Here is a 3,825-nt window from a genome sequence, read left to right on the forward strand (position 1 = left end):
GGAACCCGTCCAGCGCCTGGTCTGCCTCGCGCAGCGCGCGCCTGCCCTCGTCGGTGAGGACGTGCCAGGTGCGGCGCCGGTCCTCGTCCCGGAACTCGCGCCGGACGAGTCCGCGGCCGACGAGCCCGTCGACGAGTGCGGTCACGCTCGGCCTGCTCACGGCCAGCCGGTCGGCGAGGAGCGAGGCCGCCGACTCGTGGGACTGTTCCGCTCTCAGCTCGTCCAGCGTGCTGAGCAGCCGGTACTGCGGCAGCGACAGCTTCACCGACGCCAGCTCGACCTCGATCGCCCTGGCGAGGTGTGCGGCCGTGCGGCCCGCACCGGCCGCCTCGGCCCTCAGACCGTCGTCAGTCACAGACTTAAGTTACCGAACTGATCGAGACTCGCACTGTTCGGGTCTCGTTCCGATGCCGCGCCGGACAACGGGAGTGACGCAGATGGGCCCTTCGACAGCTCCGCGGACCGTGAGCGGGGGACCGGCATGACCGTGGCGGTGGCACCTCGCCCGACCCGGCCCGGCGCCCCGTCCCGGCGTCGGATCCCCCCGCAGGCCCGCTACCTCGTGACCCGGCTGGCCTTCATCCCCTTCGGGCTGTTCGTCGTCGTCTCGCTGTCCTTCCTGCTGGTCAACATCCTGCCGAGCCAGCCGGAGCGGCAGATCGGGGGCGAGCTCGCGACCGAGGAGCAGCTGGCGGCCATCCGGGCGGACCTCGGGCTGGACCAGCCGCTGTGGACCCGGTACCTGGACTACGTCGGCGGGGTCTTCCTCCGGCTCGACCTCGGTGAGTCCTACTTCAGCGGACGACCGGTCATCGAGGACATCAAGCAGTACCTCCCGGCGACGGTGGAGCTGGTGGTGCTCGGGTTCCTCGGCACGCTCGTCCTCGGCGTCGCACTGGGCACCGTCGGTGTCTTCTTCCGCGACCGGCTGCCGGACCGCATCGTCTCGGCGGTGACCACCGGCTCGCAGGTCGTGCCCTCCTTCCTGGTCGGGCTGGTCCTGGTCTACCTGTTCTTCTTCAGCTTCGGCCTGCTGCCGGGCCCGACCGGCCAGCTCGGGCTCACCGACCCCGAGCCGCCCGGCATCACCGGCGCGGTCATCCTCGACTGTCTGCTGGTGGGGGACTGGGCGCTGCTCGGGTCGGCGATCTCGCACGCGGTGCTGCCGGTGCTGACCCTCTCGCTGACCGGGCTGGCCTTCTTCGCCAGGGCCACGCGGACCATCGTCGGCGCGGAGATGCGCAGCAAGCAGGTCGAGTTCGCCCGCAGCTGCGGACTGCCGCGGTGGCGGGTCTTCCTCTACGCCCTCGGGGCCGCCCAGTCGCAGATCATCACCTACGGCGGTGTCACCCTCGCCGCGGGCTTCGGCGGCGCGACCGTCGTCGAGACGGTGTTCTCCTGGGGCGGGATCGCCCAGTTCCAGATCGACCGCATCCGCGAGCTGGACATCCCGGAGATCCAGGGCTGCATCCTCGTCCTGGCGCTGATCACGCTCGTCGTCCTGGTCGCCGTCGACCTGCTGGTCGGGTTCCTGGACCCCCGCGTCTCCCTCGGCGCGAAGAGCTGAGCGCAACAGGTACCGACCCCACCCGTCCCGACCCGCCCACCACGGAGACGCGATGTCGATCGCCACACACCCCGAGACCGTCGCCGAGACCGGGCCTGCGCGCCGCGTGCGCACCCGCCGCAGGCGCAGGCTGTCCGCCAAGCGACGCCTGGTCCTGTCCGCGGGCTCGCTCGGCCTGCTGCTGGCTTGCTGCCTGTTCCTGCCGACCCCGTACAGCCCCACCGACATCGACGCGTCGTCCATCCTGCAGGGACCGAGCCTGCAGCACCCCATGGGCACCGACCGGCTCGGCCGCGACATGCTGTCGCGCTGGCTCGCGGCGGGCAGGCTGGACCTCCCGCTCGCCATGGGCGGCGCGGCCATCGCGCTGGTGGTGGGCGTGCTCACCGGCCTGCTGGTGTCGGTCAAGAGCGTCTGGTCCGAGCGGGCGATGCGCTCGCTCGACCTGCTCCAGGCCTTCCCGCTGATCATCCTGGCGATGGTCTTCGTCTCGCTGTCCGGCAACTCGCTGACCATGATCATGGTCGCGATCGCGCTGATCTTCGCGCCGATGTTCGTGCGCAGCGTGCGGGCCGAGGCGCTGACGCTGCGCGAGAGCCGGTTCATGGAGGCCACGGCCTCGATCGGGGCCGGGCGGCGCCGGATGTTGTTGCGGCACATGCTGCCCGGCGTCACGGCCGTCGTCATCGTCCAGATCCCGCTGGTGGCCTCCGGGGCCCTGCTCGCCGTCGCGAGCCTGTCGTTCCTGGGCATCGGGGTGCAGGAACCCACGCCCAGCTGGGGCGCGATGGTCGACTCCGGTTCGGCCCAGATGGTCCTGGGGAGCTGGTGGGTCGGGATCTTCCCGGGTCTGGCGATCGCGGTCTGCGGGTGGTTGTTCACCGAGATCGCGGACGGACTCGAGGGAATGCTCGTCGGCGGTCGGCGCGGCTGAGCCCGCCACCGTCGAGAAATCGCAGGTCGAACCGAGGAGGAGTCATGTCGCGCGAGACGACACCCGAGGAGAACGTGGCGATCGTCCAACGGATGATCGACTACGTGGTCACGGACCGCATGGAGCGGCTGCCGGAGGTGCTGGCGGACCCGTTCCGCTGGCACTACACCTACGAGGACCGCGACCCGGTCGTGCCGCTGGACGAGATCATCGCCAAGCACGAGCGCTACCGCCGCGGCTTCGGCGAGGACTTCCACAGCAGGCTGCTCGACGTCGTGGCCGCGGGCGACCGCGTCGTCGGCCGCTACAGCGAGGGCGGCACCATGGTCGGGCCGCTGCTCGGCTTCGCCCCCAGCACGAAGCCGGTGATCTTCTCCGGGATCTGCATCTGGCGGATCGAGGACGGCCTGATCACCGACGAGTGGTTCTACAGCAACCTGCGCGACACGCTCGCGAACGCACCCCGGTGACCGCTGTCCAGGAGTCCCCCTCCCCGTCGGACCTCGCCGAGCACATCCGCTCGGTGACCGACGAGGAGCTGGCGCAGCTCCGCGAGCACGGGTGGGTGGTGCTGCGCGGGCTCGTCAGCCCCGAGCTGGCCGGGGCCATGCGCCGCAACGCGGTCGCGTTCATGGGGGAGGACGGGGCGGGGCACCGGCCGCGCCCCGGCGTCGACGACGAGTACGTGCTCGGCGACGTCGAGAACTTCCACTACCCCTGGAAGGCCGACGCGCTGCTCGGCGCCGTCGCCACCTCACCGGTCCTCGGCGCCAACGCCGCGCGGCTGCTGGGGCGGCCCGTCGCGATGCGCCTGTTCGTGGACGCCCTCGGCGTCAACCTGCCCGCGTCGCGCACCGGCCGCACGGGGGAGGTCCGCTACCACCAGCCGTGCGCCGGCGCCTCCTACGACCGCGACGTCGCGGGGTTCTCGATCGCCCTCGACGCCGCGTCCCCCGAGCAGGGCTCGCTGCGGTACTGGTCCGGCTCGCACCGGCGCGGGGTCCTCGGCACGGACAAGTGGACCGAGGCCGAGCTGCGGGCGGACCCGCGGCTCGACGGGTGCCTGCCCACCGAGCCGCTCACGCTCGCGCCCGGCGACGCGACCGCGCACGACAGCTCGATCCTGCTGGGGGTCCCCGCGAACACGACCGAGACCGCCCGCTGGTCCTACGTGCTCGGGTACGTCCCCGCCGACGCCCGGTACACCGGTGTGCCCTCGCGGCGCACGGACGGGCGCGGCCTCGTGCCGGGGGCCCTGCTCGAGCACGAGGACTACCCCGTCGTCCACTCCCCGTCCGGTGCGGAGCCCGCCGAGGACGGCCGA

5 protein-coding genes are annotated in these 3,825 nt (G+C 72.0%); 4 read left to right on the plus strand and 1 reads right to left on the minus strand.

All coding sequences use genetic code 11. The annotated features are described in order from the left end of the window. Positions 1-355 (minus strand): MarR family transcriptional regulator (locus H5J29_RS36320; RefSeq protein ID WP_181783373.1); only part of this gene is annotated, 355 nt, incomplete at its 3' end. A 126-nt stretch (positions 356-481) separates the two neighbouring features. Here H5J29_RS36320 and H5J29_RS24430 point away from each other — a divergent pair. From H5J29_RS24430 to H5J29_RS24445, 4 genes are all read left to right on the plus strand, one after another. Continuing rightward, complete coding sequence (locus H5J29_RS24430; RefSeq protein ID WP_181783374.1) at positions 482-1,567, plus strand: ABC transporter permease; 1,086 nt, start codon at positions 482-484, stop codon at positions 1,565-1,567. Between the two features lie 52 nt (positions 1,568-1,619). Then, positions 1,620-2,501, plus strand: a complete 882-nt coding sequence (locus H5J29_RS24435) for an ABC transporter permease (protein ID WP_181783375.1) — start codon at positions 1,620-1,622, stop codon at positions 2,499-2,501. 44 nt (positions 2,502-2,545) lie between these two features. After that, entirely contained in the window at positions 2,546-2,971 is a 426-nt protein-coding gene (locus H5J29_RS24440) for an ester cyclase (protein ID WP_181783376.1), read from the plus strand. Beyond that, positions 2,968-3,825, plus strand: an 858-nt coding sequence (locus H5J29_RS24445; protein ID WP_181783377.1) for a phytanoyl-CoA dioxygenase family protein, incomplete at its 3' end; no start/stop codon positions are given. The genes H5J29_RS24440 and H5J29_RS24445, both read left to right, overlap by 4 nt.

Source organism: Pseudonocardia pini, assembly GCF_013870575.1.
Classification (GTDB): Bacteria; Actinomycetota; Actinomycetes; order Mycobacteriales; family Pseudonocardiaceae; genus Pseudonocardia; species Pseudonocardia pini.

What these genes read in the sequence shown, in the direction of transcription:
- H5J29_RS24435 (WP_181783375.1), top strand. Translation starts at nt 1,620, where the DNA reads ATGTCGATCGCCACACACCCCGAGACCGTCGCCGAGACCGGGCCTGCG.
- H5J29_RS24430 (WP_181783374.1), top strand. Translation starts at nt 482, where the DNA reads ATGACCGTGGCGGTGGCACCTCGCCCGACCCGGCCCGGCGCCCCGTCC.
- H5J29_RS24440 (WP_181783376.1), top strand. Translation starts at nt 2,546, where the DNA reads ATGTCGCGCGAGACGACACCCGAGGAGAACGTGGCGATCGTCCAACGG.